The sequence below is a fragment of the Oceanobacillus damuensis genome, assembly GCF_001618145.1.
Classification (GTDB): Bacteria; Bacillota; Bacilli; order Bacillales; family Amphibacillaceae; genus Oceanobacillus; species Oceanobacillus damuensis.
This window is the reverse complement of record NZ_LQNF01000003.1, coordinates 176177-195461: the sequence shown is the minus strand read 5'-3', so window position 1 is coordinate 195461 and position 19285 is coordinate 176177. Positions and strand designations below refer to the sequence as shown.

The 19285-nt window shown below is 41.6% G+C and carries 22 protein-coding genes; 16 read left to right on the top strand and 6 right to left on the bottom strand.

Translation table 11 applies throughout. The features are described from left to right. Positions 1-97: 97 nt before the first annotated feature. The 3 genes from A4245_RS04480 to pdxS form a co-directional block, all read right to left on the bottom strand. Entirely contained in the window at positions 98-286 is a 189-nt protein-coding gene (locus A4245_RS04480; RefSeq protein ID WP_067726076.1) for a CsbD family protein, read from the bottom strand. 83 nt (positions 287-369) lie between these two features. Next, on the bottom strand, positions 370-963 hold the full coding sequence (gene pdxT, locus A4245_RS04475) for a pyridoxal 5'-phosphate synthase glutaminase subunit PdxT (RefSeq protein WP_067726290.1): 594 nt from the start codon (positions 961-963) through the stop codon (positions 370-372). 79 nt (positions 964-1042) lie between these two features. Continuing rightward, complete coding sequence (gene pdxS / locus A4245_RS04470) at positions 1043-1930, bottom strand: pyridoxal 5'-phosphate synthase lyase subunit PdxS (protein ID WP_067726075.1); 888 nt, start codon at positions 1928-1930, stop codon at positions 1043-1045. A gap of 127 nt (positions 1931-2057) precedes the next feature. On the opposite strand from pdxS, the gene pdxR reads away from it, so the two are divergent. The 5 genes from pdxR to A4245_RS04445 all read left to right on the top strand — a co-directional run bounded on the left by pdxR (position 2058) and on the right by A4245_RS04445 (position 8517). Further along, the gene (gene pdxR, locus A4245_RS04465) at positions 2058-3494 is read left to right on the top strand and encodes a MocR-like pyridoxine biosynthesis transcription factor PdxR (RefSeq protein ID WP_067726073.1); all 1437 of its coding nucleotides are present in this window, start codon (positions 2058-2060) and stop codon (positions 3492-3494) included. Then, positions 3394-4182, top strand: a complete 789-nt coding sequence (locus A4245_RS04460; RefSeq protein WP_267886894.1) for a Bax inhibitor-1/YccA family protein — start codon at positions 3394-3396, stop codon at positions 4180-4182. Before pdxR ends, A4245_RS04460 begins: the two co-directional genes overlap by 101 nt. A 99-nt stretch (positions 4183-4281) precedes the next feature. Further along, complete coding sequence (locus A4245_RS04455; protein ID WP_067726070.1) at positions 4282-5712, top strand: alanine/glycine:cation symporter family protein; 1431 nt, start codon at positions 4282-4284, stop codon at positions 5710-5712. A gap of 137 nt (positions 5713-5849) precedes the next feature. Further along, positions 5850-7010 (top strand): SEC-C metal-binding domain-containing protein, encoded by a 1161-nt coding sequence (locus A4245_RS20025; RefSeq protein WP_067726067.1) that lies wholly within the window; start codon positions 5850-5852, stop codon positions 7008-7010. 58 nt (positions 7011-7068) lie between these two features. Further along, a complete protein-coding gene (locus tag A4245_RS04445; RefSeq protein WP_067726065.1) occupies positions 7069-8517 on the top strand; it encodes a dipeptidase in 1449 nt (482 codons plus the stop codon). Between the two features lie 154 nt (positions 8518-8671). Here the strand turns inward: A4245_RS04445 and A4245_RS04440 are convergent, their stop codons facing one another. Then, positions 8672-10072, bottom strand: a complete 1401-nt coding sequence (locus tag A4245_RS04440; protein ID WP_067726063.1) for a purine-cytosine permease family protein — start codon at positions 10070-10072, stop codon at positions 8672-8674. A 582-nt stretch (positions 10073-10654) separates the two neighbouring features. On the opposite strand from A4245_RS04440, the gene gvpQ reads away from it, so the two are divergent. From gvpQ to A4245_RS04385, 11 genes are read left to right on the top strand one after another with little or no spacing between them, the layout of a single operon-like run. Next, a complete protein-coding gene (gvpQ, locus tag A4245_RS04435; RefSeq protein WP_067726061.1) occupies positions 10655-11230 on the top strand; it encodes a gas vesicle protein GvpQ in 576 nt (191 codons plus the stop codon). A 47-nt stretch (positions 11231-11277) separates the two neighbouring features. Next, the gene (gene gvpA / locus A4245_RS04430) at positions 11278-11553 is read left to right on the top strand and encodes a gas vesicle structural protein GvpA (RefSeq protein WP_067726060.1); all 276 of its coding nucleotides are present in this window, start codon (positions 11278-11280) and stop codon (positions 11551-11553) included. Positions 11554-11611: 58 nt separating this feature from the next. Further along, a complete protein-coding gene (gvpO, locus tag A4245_RS04425; protein WP_267886893.1) occupies positions 11612-11896 on the top strand; it encodes a gas vesicle protein GvpO in 285 nt (94 codons plus the stop codon). Between the two features lie 19 nt (positions 11897-11915). Further along, positions 11916-12830, top strand: coding sequence for a gas vesicle protein GvpN (gvpN, locus tag A4245_RS04420; RefSeq protein WP_067726056.1), 915 nt, complete (start codon positions 11916-11918; stop codon positions 12828-12830). A 5-nt stretch (positions 12831-12835) separates the two neighbouring features. Beyond that, positions 12836-13603 carry a GvpL/GvpF family gas vesicle protein gene (locus A4245_RS04415; protein WP_067726054.1) on the top strand — a complete coding sequence of 256 codons (768 nt, stop codon included), beginning with the start codon at positions 12836-12838 and terminating at the stop codon, positions 13601-13603. Then, positions 13600-13857, top strand: a complete 258-nt coding sequence (locus A4245_RS04410; RefSeq protein ID WP_067726052.1) for a gas vesicle protein GvpG — start codon at positions 13600-13602, stop codon at positions 13855-13857. Before A4245_RS04415 ends, A4245_RS04410 begins: the two co-directional genes overlap by 4 nt. A 10-nt stretch (positions 13858-13867) precedes the next feature. Then, positions 13868-14671 (top strand): GvpL/GvpF family gas vesicle protein, encoded by an 804-nt coding sequence (locus A4245_RS04405; RefSeq protein ID WP_067726050.1) that lies wholly within the window; start codon positions 13868-13870, stop codon positions 14669-14671. 14 nt (positions 14672-14685) lie between these two features. After that, positions 14686-14946, top strand: coding sequence for a gas vesicle protein (locus tag A4245_RS04400; RefSeq protein WP_067726048.1), 261 nt, complete (start codon positions 14686-14688; stop codon positions 14944-14946). Between the two features lie 25 nt (positions 14947-14971). Beyond that, positions 14972-15256 (top strand): gas vesicle protein K, encoded by a 285-nt coding sequence (locus tag A4245_RS04395; protein WP_067726288.1) that lies wholly within the window; start codon positions 14972-14974, stop codon positions 15254-15256. Positions 15257-15292: 36 nt separating this feature from the next. Beyond that, positions 15293-15622, top strand: a complete 330-nt coding sequence (gvpJ, locus tag A4245_RS04390) for a gas vesicle protein (RefSeq protein ID WP_067726046.1) — start codon at positions 15293-15295, stop codon at positions 15620-15622. Positions 15623-15658: 36 nt separating this feature from the next. Further along, positions 15659-16324: a YtxH domain-containing protein gene (locus A4245_RS04385; protein ID WP_067726044.1), complete on the top strand. Its 666-nt coding sequence runs from the start codon at positions 15659-15661 to the stop codon at positions 16322-16324. 152 nt (positions 16325-16476) lie between these two features. On the opposite strand, the gene A4245_RS04380 is transcribed toward A4245_RS04385, so the two are convergent. Both A4245_RS04380 and A4245_RS04375 read right to left on the bottom strand, forming a co-directional pair. After that, positions 16477-17643 (bottom strand): M20 metallopeptidase family protein, encoded by a 1167-nt coding sequence (locus tag A4245_RS04380; protein WP_067726042.1) that lies wholly within the window; start codon positions 17641-17643, stop codon positions 16477-16479. Between the two features lie 80 nt (positions 17644-17723). After that, the gene (locus tag A4245_RS04375; RefSeq protein WP_067726286.1) at positions 17724-19217 is read right to left on the bottom strand and encodes an AbgT family transporter; all 1494 of its coding nucleotides are present in this window, start codon (positions 19215-19217) and stop codon (positions 17724-17726) included. Positions 19218-19285 lie beyond the last annotated feature (68 nt).

Sequence of the window (19285 nt, the reverse complement as noted above, 5' to 3'; positions counted from 1 at the left end):
CAACCATTCTGGAGTGCCTGTCACTACCCGAATTTTGTTGAATATTGTCGATGGAAAAAGCCATTGGAATGATTCCACTCCAATGGCTTCTGTTATCTTACTTATTATTTACATTATTATTCTTGCTATCCCCAACACTATCTTGGACTTCACCTTTTACTTTATCCAGCTTTCCGTCTGTCTTTTTGCTGGAGTCGTTTGTTGCACTGCCCCATTGATCTTTTGCTTCACCTTTTATTTTATTTCCGGCGCCTTTTGCTTTTTCTTTAAAACCATTGTCTGCCATATAAATCCCTCCAATTTGAAGTTAATATACGAGTACCCGCTGCAGGAGATTTTAAACTTGGCATCTATTTGGCTTTGCTGAAATTATGGGGCAACCGGGGCCATTGCAGGTGCATCAACCAATTCGGCAAATAAATTGATAAATCTTGTATCAGCGGTCAATTCAGGATGAAAAGATGAGACCATGAGATTCCCTTGACGGGCTGCGACAATCTTGTCCTCATAAGTGGCCAGGACTTCCACATTCCCACCAACCGCTTCAATATATGGAGCACGGATAAAAACAGACGGGAAAACGTCCTCTATCCCTTTCACTTCTAAATCGACTTCAAAGCTGTCACGCTGTCTTCCATAGGCATTACGCTTTACTTTAATATCCATCAAACCTAAATGTGATTCGTCAGTATCCGTAATCTCTTTCGCAAGAAGCACCATGCCTGCACACGTTCCGAGGATTGGTTTTCCTTTTTGAGAAAAGTCTCTTAATGGGGCAAGAAAACCATACCTGACGATCAGGTTTTTTATTGCGGTACTTTCCCCGCCTGGTATGATTAAGCCGTCAATTTCGTTCATCTGCTCAGGCTTTTTCACAATTAATCCGTTCATGCCTAAAGCTTCAATTTGTTTTAGATGCTCTTGTACTGCACCTTGCAGTCCAAGAACACCAATTGTTTTCATTTTATTTTCCATACTTGTTCGACCCCTTTTTAACCTGAAAATATTCGACAAAATTCGGGTGGTGCCAGGCACTGTTCGATTACCAGCCGCGTTCTTGCATTCTTTCTTCGGCGGATAGTTTGGAGATGTCGATTCCTTTCATTGCGCTGCCAAGTTCTTTTGATAGTTTTCCGATTAATTCGTAATCATTATAGTAAGTTGTTGCCTGAACAATCGCACTGGCGAATTTTTCCGGGTTTTCCGATTTGAAGACTCCTGATCCTACGAAGACTCCATCCGCGCCAAGCTCCATCATTAACGCAGCATCTGCTGGAGTTGCTACACCACCGGCAGCAAAGTTAACGACTGGAAGCTTTCCTTCCGCTCTGATCTGTTTTAAAACTTCATAAGGAGCACCCAATAATTTTGCCTCTGTCATCAATTCATCATCATTCATGTGAACGACTTTTCTAACCTGTGCCTGCACCTTGCGCATATGACGGACAGCTTCCACAATGTTCCCTGTACCAGGCTCGCCTTTTGTACGAAGCATTGCAGCACCTTCACCGATACGTCGGGAGGCTTCACCTAAATCACGGCAGCCGCAGACAAATGGCACGGTATAGTCACTTTTTAAAAGATGAAATTCTTCATCAGCCGGAGTGAGTACTTCACTTTCATCGATATAGTCAACACCCATCGCTTCAAGCACCCTCGCTTCCACAATGTGGCCGATACGCGCTTTTGCCATGACCGGAATGGATACAGCATTCAACACTTCTTCCACAATTCGCGGGTCAGCCATTCTTGCCACCCCACCAGCCGCACGTATGTCAGATGGTACTCTTTCCAAGGCCATTACAGCGACCGCTCCTGATGCTTCCGCTATTTTTGCCTGTTCTGCATTGACGACATCCATAATGACGCCACCTTTTTGCATCTGGGCCATCCCTCTTTTAACTGTTTCACTGCCTATTAATTTTTCCAATATCCCCACTCCTTAAAAGTCAGTTTGTAATTTTCTAATATGTAGTTTATTATAAAAACTATGTGAACCTATTGAAAGTGTCAGTTTTTTAAAAAATAATAAGGTCAGATGGAATGGAGGTAATATTATGGAAATGCTATCCTGTCATTTAAACCGAGATACTGATTTACCCTTATACGAGCAGTTATATATTTATATAAAAAATGAAATTACGGAGGGGCGTCTGGAATATGGCTCCAAACTTCCTTCTAAACGTAAACTAGCGGATTTTCTTAATATTAGTCAAAATACCGTGGAAACCGCATATGATCAGTTGATTGCTGAGGGTTATGTAGAATCTCTGCCGCGAAAAGGCTATTTTGTCATGGCAAGCGGTGATTTGGAATATGTGCAGGCAGCAGATGTGCCTCCAAACCATGAGCTCCATGAAGAAAAGCAGTCAACCATTCGATATAATTTTCATCCAAGCTGGGTGGATACTGAAAATTTCCCCTTTGCACAGTGGCGAAAATATGCAAAAAATACGATAGATAAACAAAACCATTCCCTTCTCTTGCTTGGAGATGCACAAGGTGAATTTGCGCTTCGCCAGGAAATATCAAACTATTTGTATCATGCCCGGGGGATGCAGTGTTCACCGGAAGCTATTATCGTAGGAGCTGGGGTTGAGGTGCTACTGCAGCAGCTTCTGCTTTTATTCAATAAAGATACGATTTATGGTGTCGAAGATCCGGGTTACCATCTGATTTCTCGAATTTTAAAAAGCTTTCCTAATGATGTTTATCCGCTTGAAGTTGACGATGAGGGGATTCAAGTCGAGCCAATTGAAAAAGCAAATCCAGATGTCGTTTATGTGACACCGTCCCATCATTTTCCGTATGGTACTGTGCTTTCTGTAAATCGGCGGACACAGCTATTAAACTGGGCAGCTGAGCAAGAAAGCAGGTACATTATAGAAGATGATTATGACAGTGAATTCCGTTATACAGGGAAATCGATACCATCTTTAAAAAGCATGGACCAGGCAGGAAAAGTAATTTATTTAGGTTCCTTCTCCAAGTCTTTGATTCCATCATTGCGTATCAGTTATATGGTTTTGCCTAAACCGTTGCTTAAGCGATATAAGCGTGAGTTGGCATTCTATCATTCTTCTGTTTCACGGATCGACCAGCATATTCTTGCTCAGTTTATGAAAGAGGGAGATTTTGAAAGACACTTAAACCGAATGAGAAAAATCTACCGGCGCAAACTGGAAAAAATTTCAGAGCTGGTGAAGCCGTACGAGGAAACAGTTTCCATCATAGGAGAGCGATCTGGACTGCATATCGTACTTTCGGTCAATAATGGCATGTGTGAGGATGAGCTCGTTCAAAAGGCAACAGCTGCAGGCATTAAGGTTTACCCCCTTTCAGGCTATTCATTGGGGAAAAACTATGAAAATCCGCCGAAAATCATTCTAGGATTTGCCGGCGTCCCAGAGGAAGAACTGCCGACAGCCATCACAAACCTCCTCGAAGTCTGGGTGCCTGTCACTCCCCGAAATTTGTCGAAAACCGAACAGTGACAGGCACCACCCGAATTATGTCGAAAAATACTCAGAAAGCGAAAGTGGTGCTTTTTTTATGAGCAAAAGTGAATTACTGAATAAGATTCTTAGAATTTTTACGTTTTCTCTTGCGGTAGCCTGTCTCGGAATATACATTGGTCAATTTGTTCCGGAACCATTGATGCTGCCGCTAATGGTAATCGAACTCATTATGCTTCTTGCCGCAGCCTTTTTAAGAAGACGAAAAAAAATCAGTTATACCTTCCTTTTCCTATTTGTAACCATTTCAGGGATTACAATGTATCCGGCAATCTATTACTATCTCAGTGAAATCGGAGCAGATATTGTTTTATTTGCCTTTCTGCTGACACTGGTTATCTTTGTTTTCATGGGAATATTTGGCTGGGTGATTAAAAAGGACTTATCGTTCATGGGATCTACCCTGTTCATTATATTAATTGGGCTGATTGCTTTTAGCATTTTTAATTTTTTCGTCCCACAGTCTGAGACGATGTTGGTAATTGTTGCCTGTATTTCAGCCGTGCTGTTTTCCGTGTATATTATGTACGATTTCAATCGGATAAAACATAGAAATCTAACAAAGAAAGATGTTCCAAGAATGGTTTTAAGTCTGTATCTTGATTTTGTGAATCTCTTTATGGACCTTCTGCGGATTCTATCCTACTTTTTAAAGAGAAGGGGGTGAGAATATTCGACATAATTCGGGGAGTGCCAGGCACCGTTAGGGTTCGTTTTGCTTAATTTAGGGTATCAAGGTATTATATTATTTTAAGGAGTGTTAGTTATGGAATTTTTGGAAGGAATCATTGGTATCATTAATGATTTTCTGTGGAGTTACATATTAATCATTGTTTTAATTGGATTAGGACTCTACTATACTATTAAAACAAAATTTGTTCAGTTCAGGACCATTCCTGAAATGTTTCGGGTAATTACGGATAAACGGGCATACGATGCTTCGGGCAAGAAAGGGACAAGTTCCTTCCAGGCATTCGCAATCAGTGCAGCTTCCCGTGTCGGTACAGGTAATATGGCTGGTGTTGCTTCAGCTGTTGCACTTGGCGGGCCTGGAGCGTTGTTCTGGATGTGGTTGATTGCTCTTTTAGGTGCTGCTTCAGGCTTCGTGGAGAGTACGCTTGCACAGGTTTATAAAGTCAGGGATGCTGATCAATATCGTGGTGGACCCGCCTACTATATTGAAAAAGGTCTGAAAAAGAGATGGCTTGGTATTGTATTTGCAGTCACCATTACATTTACATATGGCCTCGTATTCAACTCCGTACAGTCCAATACAATAAGTCTTGCTTTTGTAGGGCAGTTTTCGATTGATCCTACAATCATCGCAATTGCTTTAGTAATTTTGACAGCCGCCGTTATTTTCGGTGGTTTAAAAAGCATTGCTAATGTTTCTCAGATCATTGTTCCAGTAATGGCGGTCTTATATGTTGTACTGGCTGTTATCATTCTTTTCATGAATCTTCCAGCTATACCAGATATGTTTTCACTTATTTTTGCAAATGCATTTGGTCTGCAGCAGGTTGCAGGTGGTGGATTTGGTGCCGCAATTATGATGGGGATCAAACGTGGACTGTTCTCCAATGAGGCTGGGATGGGGGCTGCTCCCAATGCAGCCGCTACCGCAGAAGTAACACATCCCGTTAAACAGGGACTGATTCAGGCGATGGGAGTGTTTTTCGATACCATTCTTGTGTGTACCGCCACTGGATTCGTCATTCTTTCTGCCGGTGGATTTGCTGGTAGTGAAGCTGACGGGATTCAGATCACACAGAACGCTTTTGCACAAATGCTTGGTGACTGGGCTGGTGTATTTATCGCCATCGCCATTTTCCTCTTCGCATTCAGTTCCATTTTAGGAAACTATTATTATGGGGAAAGCAATATCGCCTATATTAAAGAAAGCAAAGCCGGACTGTTTATCTACCGTATTGCCGTGCTGGCTATGGTTGTCTTCGGAGCAGTAGCTTCATTTAATTTTGTTTGGGCACTGGCAGACTTGACGATGGCAATCATGGCTTTGATTAACTTATATGCCATCACAAGGCTTTTCAAAATCGCAAATCGCTTGCTCAATGATTACATGAAACAACGAAAAGAAGGTAAAGATCCTGTATTTTACAAAGATGTACTGGATAACCAGGACGGTATCGAGTGTTGGGAACGCACCAGTACTGGCACAAAGGATACCAACAAGTAAACAGCAAAACATACAGGCACTGTACCAAATTCGACATAATTCGGGTGGTGCCTGTCACTGTTCGGTTTTCGACAAATTCCGGGAAGTGACAGGCACTTTTTCTTCTGTACAATGAAGGGAAAAGTGAGGTTTTTTGGATGAATTTCTTAGAAAAAGTGGAGCCTTTTATTATAAGTGATGATAAACATGTACGGGATTTTGTATTGGAAGCTATTGATCGCGCTTATTTAGGTACGGAGCACACATTTTTGCTGGCTTTACAGGCAATGGACAAGCTCACTCCTGATTCCAACGTAAACCCGATTGTACCGTACACAAGGAATCTTCCGGTTACAGAGAAAGTACTCCTGGAAGTTTTAAAGCGTCTGGATAAAAAAGACGAGAACCATAAATGGTATCTATCTATTTTAGATTACTGTCCAACAGATCTTTTTGCAGCATATCAAGAAAAACTGACGCCATATGTCAAAAAGACGAAGATGGCTAAGATCACTAAATTGCAATCATTAGATACAGAGTCCCTCTTTATGGAGGCCGGTCAAGTGATGAATCGCCTCGAGCGTAAGTTTGATGATGATAACTACCTTTACGGAAAACGAATCTTTCAGGAACTTATTGAGCGCGGTGAATACGATCAGGAGAATTTCAAGGACATTAGACATGCCTTTGAAAATGAGTCTGATGAAGAATACATGTCCATGAATGCTATATATAATGCCTATGTAGCTGGTGAACAAAAAGCTTCCCCCCTCATACAGGACCTGGCAGTACTATTGGTCCGGGCAGAAGAAGACCTGTTGATCGAAGAAGTTGTAGCTGCTTTAATCAAAATTGGCAGTGTGGGTGTCCTTGAGGCAGTGGAGAAATATATTGATAATGAAGCTACTGCCATCGGCGCCCTTGATATTGTTGCTAGCATTAAACATCCGGCAGCTGAAGAAATATTGCTGCGTTATTTTGATAAAGAAAAAGATATAACTACGAAAACATTAATAGCCGAATCACTTTGCCTCCAGCTCTCTACGAAGGCAATACCAAAGCTCGAACAGATGCTGGAAGATGGCTTTGATGCTGCAATAGTCCACTTAGCAGAGGTCCTTTACCCAATTTGTGTAATAAACAAAATCGATCATCCACGTCTAGCGGAATGGAAGCAAGACATCGTCGAGACGGATAGTTATTGGGAATTGGAAAAGAAGAAACATATTGCGGAAGAAGCAAAAAGCAAAGGAATCGGTCGGAATGATCCATGTATCTGCGGCAGCGGCAAGAAGTTTAAAAAATGCTGCGGAGCATAATATTTTTCGACAAATTCCGGGAAGTGACAGGCACCGTTAAAAAAAGGGAGGGGTTAATGTGGCTTTTTCGGTATTTTGGATGATTGTTTCTTTACTCTTAAGCTCGCCTAATCCGATACCCGAGATTGAGAAGCTGGTCAATACCTTTTATTCACCAGAGCGGAAAGATCAGATTACCGGTGATATCCATTTTGACTCTACCGTAATTGATGGGCACGCAGACACAATGATGCATATCATCAACGAGGATTCTTGGCTTCCGGAAGTGAACATTGGCGAGGATACCTCCCTGAATATCGATATACCAAAGCTTCAGGAAGGCGGCCTCGACGCAATATTTTTCGCTGCTTATACATCCGGCTATCATGGCAATAACCCTCGCAGCATCAGCCGTACATTGGCAATGATCAACGCTCTTTATTGGACAGAAAAAAACAATGCAGATCAATTGCAAATCACGTCAAATACATTGGATATTATCGAGTCAATAAGAAGAGGAGAAATCGCAGCAGTCCCTACAATTGAAGGTGGTTATTCCCTGGAGGAACACAATGCAATCGAACTGCTTCACCAATACCATGACTTGGGTATAAAAGCTGTCGGGTTTAATTGGAATTACTCCAACGCGCTTGGGGAAGGTGCCAACCGCGTCTATGGTGACCCGGAAAAAACTCCTTCACAGGGCGGATTAACAGAGCTTGGAGCTGCTGTTGCCAAGGAAATGAACAAATTAGGAATGGTTATCGATGTTTCCCATATGGCCGAAAGTACCTTCTGGGATGTCATGGAAGTTACTGGAGCCCCTATTATGGCCACACATTCCGGTGTCAATGCGTTGCATGACCATCAACGCAATTTAACAGATGAGCAACTGAAGGCAATTAAAGAAAATAACGGTGTCGTAGGGATTGTCTTTTACCCGGCATTTTTAACAGACGAACCTGAGGCATATGCAGAAGATGTTGTCGATCATATTGAGTATGTCGTAAATCTGATTGGCATCGACCATGTTGCACTTGGCTCAGACTTTGACGGTTCTGACATGCCAGCAGATATACAAGATGTCACTGACCTTCCAAAAATCACGGACGAACTTTTAAATAGAGGCTACTCCAATGAGGACATAGAAAAAATCCTTGGTAAAAATACGCTGCGACTGCTTATGGATGTGGAAAAAGCAGCGGAACTCGTACCTTACAATAATGGCAACACCACTGATTTGGCAATCGACGCTGCATTCGAGATGGGTGAAATGCTGGACAGCACCACCCCCCTTCTTACAGCAGAGATCAAAACTGCCAATGATGTAAAAATTGAGGAAAGTAGTCTTCATGTTGTTGTAGATGGAATAGAATATGAAGCCCAATTCGATTCTGACCAATCTACCATGTCCGTACAGGTACAAGAACCACTAAGGGAAAAATTCCATGTCGTAACTTTTGAAGCAGCAGCCGAAAACGGAGAATCAGTGAGGGATACAAGAATATTTTATATCGAAGACTGGTAATAAAATCCTAAAATAATTTCGACAAAATTCGGGGAGTGACAGGCACCCCTTTGAAAAGAAAAGCATCCTAGCTGACCAATATCAGTCAGCTGGGATGCTTTTTCATTATGTTTCACTATATTTTTCCACATATTTCGGGGAGTGACAGGCACCATTAAGCGATGTAGTCTTGTTTTGGTATGTCTTCTTTGTGTTCTTTAATATAGTATTTTCCGTCTGTAATTTTTGCAAAAACAATAGTTAGTATTGCTGCAAGAAATGCGGCGAAGAATGCGGCAGTACTTTGCAGGAATGTTCCCATGAATCCTAGTGCAGCGATGGTACCAAGTGCACTGGATACAAGTAGTGGCACAACACCTACCGGATTCCATTTGAACAAATATTGCTGTCTTGATTCATAATAACCAGGCCCAGTTTTCATAAGTCTTTTAACAACCAATGCATCTGTAACAAGGATTGCTGCCCAAGTTAAGAGAAACACCCCTTGGAATGTCATCGCTGTACCTAAATGATCGACGATGCCACCAAGCATTAATAATATTGCTATAATTCCTGCCACAACAACCCAAAAACGTCTTCCAGGTTTAAAATTAAAGACATTCTCAAAGAAGTTCGATAAGGACAGTGAGCTGCTGTATATATTAGTGATATTAATTCTTATTTGAGTAAGCAATGTGAAAATTGCTCCACCCAGTCCCAGAAGAAATACAATATAGATACCAGGATTTCCTTCACCTAAACGAACACCAAACCATATTCCCAGGCCGCCCATGACACCGAAACAGAAAATTTGCGGGAGAAATCCGATTATTACTGAACCAAACTTAATGTCTTTCGGTTTAAGATATCTTGCATAATCCGAAGCAATTAGTGCAGTAAGACCCATAATACCGTGCTGCATTCCAATACAAAGAAGCAGAGCAGTTCCTCCCATTTGAACTCCCTCAGGCATATAGCTCCAAAAACTTCCCTCATACACGGATGGCGTATTGAGTGCCACTAAAATTGCTGCAACTAAAAAAATACCGAAAAGCGGTAATGACCATTTTTGTAATTTATCCAATTGTTTAATTCCGAACCAGTTTAGCGGGATGATGATTGTTCCAAATACTATTATTAATAGCCATACTGGAATAGAGGGGAAAAATGCATTGATTGCAGCAACCAATATCATTCCTTCAAAAGCACAGTACATGATAAAGTTTGATGCGTAAATTAAGGATGTTAATGAGGCACCGATATATCCAAACCCTCCACCTCTCGATAATAAATTAACGTTCATACCGGTTTTAGCGGATAGGTAGGCAATAATTGTTCCAAGTATACCAGCAACAATAATAGCGTAAACGGCTGAAATGATTGCATTTACTGCACCGAATTGAAGAGCCATGACACTCCCCATTTGCAAATAAAAAATAGCAGTAGCTATACCGAAAGTAATGTTTGTAATACTTAACCAACCCATATTCCTTTTGTCTCGAGGGATCCTTTCTAGTGAATAATCATCACTGCTCTCTTCGACTACTTTGCGATCTGCAAATTCCCCAGATCTCATAAATACCAACTTCCTTTCCCATTATTAAGTTTTAAATAAAAACGATTAAATATTGTGAAGTGTTTCACAATCACTATGAACTCCATTATAGATTATCATTTTGCTTGCTTACAGGCAAACATGCTATTAGTGCTTATAACACTATAGCATTGATTTGATGCGTATTTACTGCCAAATGCTCACAAAATCTCCCTATTAATCTCATTTTCTTGAAAAATTCTATTAAATGTCGGCTATTTAAGCGAAAAACCGGAGAATGACATTTCCAAAGTGGTGGCAACAACATAGAAGCCCGGAGTTTTCACTACACGACAGAAAATCAGATGTACCAACCCAAGCACATACAATTCTAAATAATATTCGACACAATTCGGGAAGTGACAGGCACCTTTAATAAAACTGTAATGTTTGTAATACTGCCTCCCTTAATCTCCTGTGTATCCTGTTTTTAGTGCATTTTCCTTGTTACATTCTCTCATAATCATCCATAGCAGGTTAAAATAACCAGTTTCTCAAAAAAATTGGGAGGGTATCTACTTGCAAAGGGCGTATACACCCTGGATTCCTTCAAGGAGGTTACCTATGGAAGCACCTAAAAAAATAGCTGATAATCCTGGTGTACAAGCATCTGTCCTTGCTGGCGGAATTACGTTTGTGGCTACTACCGCACCACTATTGTTTCCAAAAATTCGAAAAGGCCTGGGCCATGCACTGCCGAGAGTCAAAAATATAATCAAGCGGGCAGATGACCCAACAGAACTTAAAGAATCGGTAGAATCAGAATTGAAGGAAGAAATGGCGGATCAATTCCGCAATCACTTGACGGAAGGAATTCAATCGAAAGCGAATGAGGCTGCTGAAAAGCTTCGGAAAAAGAAAGATGAAAATGCCGAAAAGGTTCACGCCAATGCAGAAAAAGTAGAAGACAGAATGCAAAACACCCTCATGCAAGTAAGAGATAAAGTGGCTGGGGTAAAGGAAAGCGGCCAGGATTTCCAAAGGAACATGAAAAAAAGAACGAATTCAGAATCAGGTATACGAGGTGTAAATCAGATAAAAGGAGTGCGTCACATTAAAAGCGCCACTTCCATAAAAAGCTCTACAAATATAAAAGGTCCAGGAAGTATTAAGCATCATTCAGACTTGAAAAGAGCGTAACCATTTCCTAAATATAAAACTTAACAACCAGAAAGGAGCATGTTTACATGGCTATTCAAAAATCAACCGATAGTTCAAGTTTGGCGGAGGTTATTGACCGAATACTTGACAAAGGGATTGTCATTGATGCATTTGCGAGAGTTTCTGTAGTGGGAATTGAACTGATCACCGTTGAAGCACGCGTGGTGATTGCCAGTGTGGATACATGGCTGCGATATGCGGAGGCTGTTGGTCTGCTGCAGGATGATTTCGAGGAGGATGGCCTGTCAGACCGATTGTCTGCACGGTCAGACAGTCTGGAATATGAAGAGGAAGAAGCATAAGTCACAGACTGGAATCAGGTGCAACAGATCCTGATTCCTCCCATACTTACAACAAACCATGAAGGAAGTGGAACATATGAAAGTTATGGAGGAAGTAAAACAGTTCTTCAATGAAAATATCGCCCCTCCACATAAAATTATTTCCGTAAAAAAGCACGAGGATAACGCTGAGAATGGATGGCGGGCACTAGTCGAAGTAATAGAGGAAAAAGAATATATGAAAAAATACGCCAACGATCAAATGATTGGCCTGTATGAGGTTTTTCTTGATGCCGATTCCGAGGTTACCGGCTTTTCAAGAATAAGCCTCAGGTACCGAAGTGATTTGGAGGAACAGGCATAGATGGACAGGAGGATCAAACATGACCGAACATGCAGAGGAAAACCAGACAAGCTTATATGAACAATCATCCTACTATAAAGGCATCATCAAACGGTCATTGCGATACCTTGAAACTGGCTATCCGCTTCATTTCACAGGACCTTCAGGCATTGGGAAAACAACACTCGCCCTTCATATTGCCAAAAAGAGAAAACGGCCAGTGATGCTGATCAACGGGAATAAAGATCTTTCCACAGAAGATCTGATTGGTGCGTTTTCAGGCTATAAGCGGCGAAAATTAAAAGACAATTACGTACGAAGCGTCCATAAAATCGAGGAAAATGTAACGGAATCCTGGTCAGATGGACGGCTCCTTGAAGCAGTCAAAAAAGGCTATACCCTTGTTTATGATGAGTTTACCCGCTCCCAGCCAGAGGCAAATAACATTTTTCTGCCGATTCTGGAAGAGAAGATTTTGCCTCTCTATGGAACGAAGCAGAAAAAATCATATATCAATGTCCATCCGGATTTTTCCGTCATTTTCACAAGTAACCCTGTCGAGTATGCCGGAGTCTACGAGTCTCAGGATGCCCTGCTTGACCGGATGGTGACACTGACGCTCGGATCCCTGGAGCAGGAGGCGGAAATTACAGCCGTGATCAATAAGACATCGATTGAACGGGAAAAAGCGGAAGCAATTGTTGAATTTATGATGAAGATCAGGAAGCTTTGCCATTCCGGACAGGACTTTCAAGGTCCGTCACTGAGAGCTTCCATCATGATTGCTGAATTGGTAAATCGTTATGATATTCCGGTTGATGGATCAAATGAGGAGTTTAATCAGCTCTGTTTTGACATCACATGGTTTCCCCTTCAGACATGTGTAGATGACAAACATAAACATCGGGTGAAAAGACAGCTCATACAGGAATGCAAAAAAATAACAGTGGGGTGACTAACATGAGTGAGGAACAAGGAATTTATGTTTTTTGCGGGATACAAACAGACCAAGAGCAATCGTTTGGAACTGTACATTTTGAAGGAGAGGACAGAGAAGTCTATACGGTCCATTATAAAGACGCCGCAATGGTCGTCACCAACGTTCCGATGAAGATCTATCATCCAAGCAAAGACAACCTGATGATGCATCAGCAGGTGCTTTCAAAGGTAATGGAAACGGCGGATACGGTCGTTCCAATCAGTTTCGGTAATATGTTCCACAGTGAAGAGGATGTGGTGGCACTAGCCGAAAGTCTCTATCCACAATTGGAGAAGATATTTCCGCAAATTAAAGGGAAAATCGAAGTTGGCTTGAAAGTTGTCGGCAAGAAGGATTGGCTGGAGAAAAACATCAACCAAAACGAAGAGGTCATGAAGAAAAAACAGGTGGTACATTCCAAATCGGAGGCTGCCGGCTATTTTGACAGGATTCAGCTTGGGGAAATGGCGAAAAACTTCTTTCAAGCTCTGCAGAATGACATCCAGACAGATATCCATGATGCATTAACACCTCTTGCCGAAGCAGATCAAATCAATGATCCCATTGGCGAAAAAATGCTTCTGAATGCAGCCTACCTCATTGACCGCGGGAAGGAAGCGGAATTCGATGAGAAGGTAAATGAACTCCATGACAGCTGGCAGGATAAAGTGGACTTCAAATACACGGGTCCATGGCCGGCATATAACTTTATCAATATTAAATTGAAGGTTGAGGAGCCCTCCACATGATTCACAAAATTTTCACTTCGCCTATCAATCTGATTGTAAGAATTGGGGAAAAGGTTCAGGAGGAAGTGGAAAAAGAGTTTTATGACCTGGAGCATATCCAGAAGAAATTAATTCATTTGCAGATGATGTATGAGCTTGAGGAAATCGATGAAGAATCCTACAAGCAATCGGAGGCAGAATTGTTACTCCGATATGAAATTGCCAAAAAGCGGGAAATGGAACAAATCAATGAACTAACCAAAGGTAAAAGGTGAGGAACAAACCATGGAAAAATTAATTTATTTATATGGGATCATACCTGCTGAGGAAAATGATTCGTCTCCCCTCCCCTCTTTAAAAGGCCTGGATGGGGAATCGGAGGTCTACAGTATTCCTTTTGGAGAAATCGAAGCGGTTGTCTGCGAGCTGGACGCTGCCGAATACGGTGAAAAGGAACTCGAGAAGAAAACAAATGATGCAAATTGGCTTCATCAAAAAGCATTTCATCACCATGAAGCATTGATGAAGCTTTATGAGAAATATCCCATCATCCCAATGAAGTTCGGTACCATCTATTCCGGAGCCGAAAGCCTGAAAAATACGATTGATTCACATAAGCCTAACATGATCGAATTGCTTGATGGCATCACAGATAAAGAAGAATGGATAATGAAAATCTATTGTGAAGCAGACAAGGTTAAAGATGCGGTGGCAGGCCACAATGAAACAATCGAGACAAAAAAAGAGGAAATCGCATCTATGTCGCCAGGCCGGCAGTATTTGGAGAAAAGAAAATTAAACCAATTGATCGATCAGGAAGCGGAAAAAGAAAAACAGACCTTTTCAGAAAAGATCCATGATGAATTGGCAGCATTGAGTGTTGATAACGAAGTGAAGAAGAATTGGAATAAGGATGTTACTGGCCGTGTAGAAGAAATGTGCTGGAACAGTGTCTATCTGCTTGAGAAATCTGCAGTCGAGGATTTCATATCCGTTATTAAAAAGCTACAGGAGAAATGGACGGAATCGGGCTGGCAAATAGAAGTTACTGGACCATGGCCATCCTACCATTTCGCCAAGATCAGCTAGTTTGGAGGATACACATGTCACAGAGACAGGAGTTTGAAAATAAGGAAGTCGGCCTCATTGATATACTGGATGTGGTGCTTGATAAAGGTGTGGCAATCAAAGGCGACCTGATCCTCTCCGTCGCAGGAATTGATTTAGTCTATCTCGATTTACGGGTTTTGATTTCATCCGTTGAGACATTGATAGAATCGAATAAGAAAACTGCCGAGAAATTATCATCCAAACAATTTGATTATGAAAAGGAGGAATTGGATCGTGTCATCCATCAATCTTAATAACCAGTCAGGATCATTCGCAAATTTGGACCATCGCCCGGAAAAAAGCGGGCGCATTGAGCTTGATTCTGAAGGTGCTGAAGAAGGGCTTGCCCAGCTGGTTCTTACCGTTATCGAGCTGTTACGCCAGCTCGTTGAGAGACAGGCAATTCGCCGGGTGGACGGTGGAAACCTGACGGAGGAAGAAATTGAAAAGTTAGGTGTTGCGCTTATGAATTTGGATTTGAAGATGGAAGAACTGAAAGAGATATTTAATTTTACCGATGAGGATTTAAATATCGATTTGGGACCACTGGGGAATTTACTATAATTTTTGTAGGAGACCTTCCCCTGAAGGAGGATAATCATGGCCAATGGAAACTCCCCACAGACAACAGCACAATCCAGTAGTCTAGTGGACGTTCTTGAAACCGTATTGGATAAAGGTGTTGTCATTGCAGGTGATATACGGGTAGGAATTGCAGATGTGGAATTACTGTCCATTAAAATCAGACTGATTGTTGCATCTGTCGATAAAGCAAAAGAAATCGGAATGGATTGGTGGGAAACAGACCCCTACCTCAACTCCCAGGCAGCAATGCAGGAACAGGATAAATTGAAGGAAGAGAATCAAATGCTGCTGGAACGGCTGGAAAAACTGGAAGGTAAAATGGCTGATGATAGCCGTTTACCATAGATTATAATTCAAAAATTTTACTAGGAGGAATTAATGATGGTTGAACAAAATAAGCAGGAAATGCAAAATAACCATAAGGAACAGGACAATGTAGAGGTACTTGATAAAGTATACACAAAAAAAGACGTAATTAAAGGCGGTGCAATCGGTTGGGCGCTTGGTGTCGCCACTACCATGTTCCTTGCACCCAAATCCGGGAAAGAGCTTCGTGGAGATATAACTTATCAGGTCGGCAGTGCAAAGGAGAAAGCAGTAGACAAATCAAAAGAGCTTAGTGATTCGACAATGGAGAAATACAATTCTATTAAAGAAAACGCTACGAACAAAACCAAGGGATTAAAAGACAAAATAAGCAGGAAGAAACAGTCAGATGACCAGGACAATGAAGAAGATGAAGACACTGAAAATGGCTCACAACTGCACTCGAATGAAATGGAAGGTGCAATGGGTAATGAGCAGGAAAGCGATGAGGGGATGACAGCGGAAAACCAGGAAGATCAGCAGGATTATGAAGACCAAGATAATCAAAATGAGGCACAGGAGGAGAATGAGCAAAAAGAAAAATCCTCCACTGCTACGAAGAGATCTGCTGCAAAATCAAGCCAATCAGCATCTAAAAAACCGGCACCAAAAAAACGCACAACCAGAGCAAACAGCCAAAGAACCAAGACCTCCACTACTGATGAAAGAAAAAGAGCTTAAACGAGATGGATAATAATTCAGAACAACATGAAAAGGGCGAGTTCTAAAATGAATTAGAACTCGCCCTTTTTTTCGACAAAATCCGGGTGGTGCCTGGCACTGTTCGGTTTTCAACAAATTTCGGGAAGTGACAGGCACCTCTATTTGAACCTCTATTTTCCCATTTCCATGGCGATGTGGACCATCATTTTTACGCCGTCGATGAAACCATCTTCATCCATCCCGAATTTAGGATGGTGGTGTGGGAAGTCAAAATCTTTCTCTTCATTTCCTACCCCAATGAAAATATAAGTGGCTGGGATGATTCGGGAAAATGCGGAAAAATCTTCTCCCCCCATTGTCAATGGGTAATTGAAAACACGATCACCGAATAAGTCAGTGGCAATATCCAGGACTTGATCTGTTTTCTCCTCATTATTGACCACAGCACTATACCCATAGTTAAATGAGAAATCACAATCAGCGCCATAGGAATCGCAGACAGAGGCTGCGATTTCCCCCATTTTTCGCTTTACCAATTCTCTTGTTTCATCATTGATTGTACGGACACTTCCTCCAATTACAGCAGTATCAGGAATGATGTTCTTCGCTGTACCAGCATGGAAAGTCGTCGTTGAAATAACTACAGAATCCAATGGGGAGGTTATTCTCGATACAATCGTCTGGAACTGGCTGATAATCTGGTTCCCGACAATAATTGGATCAATTGTGCTATCCGGCAGTGCGGCATGCCCGCCTTTTCCTTTGATAACAAGGTCATACGTGTCTGAATTGGATGTGATTGGCCCTTTTGTGATTCCGATTTGTCCAACAGGAATCGGTGTGAATAAATGCTGTCCATACACAAAATCCAGATCATCAAACATACCGGTTGCGACCATTTCCTGCGCCCCACCTGGTGGAAGCTCTTCTGCATGCTGGAAAATCAAATAAATTTCACCACTCAATAAATCCGTGTTTTTTGAAAGCACACTAGCGGCTCCAAGAAGAATCGACGCATGTCCATCATGACCACAAGCATGCATGACGCCATCATTTTTTGACTTGAACGCAAGCTCATCCCGTTCTTCCTGGATTGGAAGTGCATCAATGTCTGCTCGCAAACCAATTTTCTTTCCGGGATTTTTACCTTTTATAATGCCAAGAACACTCGTTTTTGTCGGTCTTGAAATTTCAACATTGCCCAGTTCACGGAGTTGTTCTTCGATGTACTGGCTTGTCCAATGTTCTTCAAAAGATACCTCCGGGTGCTGATGCATTGTTCTGCGCCAGTCAATCACTTTTGGCATTATTTCTTCTATTTGTTTATTTATGTCCATGCTTCATAACCCCTTTAAAAATATTAACTGATTGTTTAATTTATAAATCGCAGCTATCGCAGGTCAAACTCCTGTTGCTTCTATGACAAGAAGATTGGCCCCCCTGGACCTACTGGCAGCCCAATCAGGTACCAAACGATTATAAATAATGTCCAGATGATAAAGAATGCAATAGAATAAGGGAGTAAATTGGAAATCAAAGTTCCTATCCCCGCATTTTTATCATATCGTTTCGCAAACGCTAATAATAATGGCAAATATGGCAGCATCGGTGTAATCGGATTTGTGAAAGAATCTCCAATTCGATAAAGCATTTGCGTAAATGCCGGGTCATACCCTAAAAACATAAATAGCGGAATAAATACCGGTGCAAGGATAGCCCATTTTGCCGAGGCACTTCCGATAAGTAAATTAATCATACCAGCAAGCAAGATGAAGCAAATAATCAAAGGTATTCCAGTAAAGTTCATTGCTTGAAGCAGATCTGCACCATTTATGGCTATAATCGGCCCAAGATTACTCCAGCTAAAGTAGGCAAGCATTTGTGCTGCGAAAAAGACGAGAACAATATAGCTTCCCATTGTTGACATCGAATCACTCAATACTGCGCCAAAATCTTTCGTGTTCTTGATCGTCTTTGCCTTCAAGCCATAAACAAGGCCAGGTACAAAGAATAAAATTGTTATAAGAAATACGACCCCATCCATGAATGGAGAATTGTTAATGATAGAGTTCGTTTCTGGATTACGTAATATCCCGTTTTCAGGGATTACCAATGACAAAATGACCGCAGCAGTAATCAACAAGGAAATATTAGCCCAGCGAAGTGCTTTGATTTCCCTTTCCCCCACTGCCTTTTCATTGATTGCCTCACCTTTGTAGCTGCCTAGACGAGGAATCGTTACTTTAGTAGTAATAAAATACGTCACAATAAGCAATAGAACAGCAGAAGCAGCGATAAAATAATAGTTCATCGCAACGTTCCCTGTGTAGCTTGGATCAACAAGCTGTGCGGCAGGTTCTGTAAAGCCAAATGCCAGGGCGTCCGTCATTCCGATAATAAAGTTGGCCGAAAATGCACCAAGTGTTGCACCATATGCCATTACAAGACCTGCAAAAGGATGGTAACCAAGTCTGATCATAACCATAGCGGCAATTGGCGGGAGAATAACTGGTGCAGCATCACCGGCGACATTACCGATAATACCGACCAAAATGATTGCAGGAATAATTAATTTGCGTGGTGAAATTTCAATAACACGTCTCATCGCTGTTTCAAAATAACCAGTCTTTTCAGCGATCCCGATACCCAGCATCACTACGAGCACCATACCAAGTGGTGGAAATGCACTGAAATTATTGATGCTTTCCGTGACGATGAGGATCAATCCATCACCGGATAGCAGGTTCACTGCTTCTACCACTTCTCCCGTAGCGGGGTTAGTTGCTTTTAGATTGAATAATGAGGCAATAAAAGAAGATGCGAGAATAACTCCCATTAAAAAGATGAAAATTACGATAGGATCGGGCAATTTGTTGCCCCACACTTCTATCTTGTTTAAAAATTTATCCATAAACCCATTTTTTTCCTTCGTTTCCAATAAAAATCCTCCATTCTTTCCTCGATGAGATAGTTTCTCTT